The 333-nt window shown below is 54.4% G+C and carries 1 pseudogene; it reads right to left on the reverse strand.

Going from position 1 to position 333, the window contains the following annotated elements:
• Nucleotides 1-333: pseudogene (locus RTW80_RS28140) on the reverse strand (glutamate--cysteine ligase); the annotation flags it as partial.

Consider the following 333-nt stretch of genomic DNA (forward strand, 5'->3'; position numbering starts at 1 on the left):
TTCCCTGCTCAATCATAGAACGCAGAATACGTGCTGAGAATGTCAGTTCCGGGTTATCAAAGCTTTCAACCAGTTCGTCGCAGACCTTCTGGTAAGCTTCGCCGCCGTACACGCTGTCCAGCGTCTGGGCTACGCGCTTCAGGTCATGGAACAGATCCTTCCCTACCTTAGACAGTGGGAACTGAGCCGTTTCACAGCCAATACCTAACGTCAGACCCGGCTTGCGCCCTTCCAGAATCACGCGATTCCAGTTGGCACGGGTACACAGCAGTTCGTCGGAACTCATTTCCGGCGCATCCGCCAGTACGCACCAGACCATAAACAGGTCAAGGA

It is taken from the genome of Escherichia sp. AM3, from assembly GCF_032029835.1.
GTDB classification, from domain to species: domain Bacteria; phylum Pseudomonadota; class Gammaproteobacteria; order Enterobacterales; family Enterobacteriaceae; genus Escherichia; species Escherichia coli.